Annotated in this window: 1 protein-coding gene; it reads left to right on the top strand. The window is 59.6% G+C overall.

Going from position 1 to position 213, the window contains the following annotated elements; translation table 11 throughout:
* On the top strand, nucleotides 1-213 hold a 213-nt coding region (locus ATN88_RS25350), incomplete at both ends, for a calcium-binding protein (RefSeq protein WP_408607739.1).

Below are 213 nucleotides of genomic sequence, written 5' to 3'. Positions count from 1 at the left end.
AAACGGCAACGATGGCCTGTGGGGTGAAGACGGCGATGATGTCCTCGTCGGCGGTCATGGTAATGACCACCTCAACGGCGGCAACGGCAACGACCAACTTCATGGCCAATGGGGTAACGATGACATGCACGGCCTCGCGGGGAATGACGCTCTCTATGGCTGGACAGGTAACGATACCCTGCGCGGTGGCGACGGAAACGACCACCTTGATGG

The organism is Enterovibrio coralii (genome assembly GCF_001559595.1).
GTDB classification, from domain to species: domain Bacteria; phylum Pseudomonadota; class Gammaproteobacteria; order Enterobacterales; family Vibrionaceae; genus Enterovibrio; species Enterovibrio coralii.
This window is presented reverse-complemented; position numbering and strand designations above follow the sequence as displayed.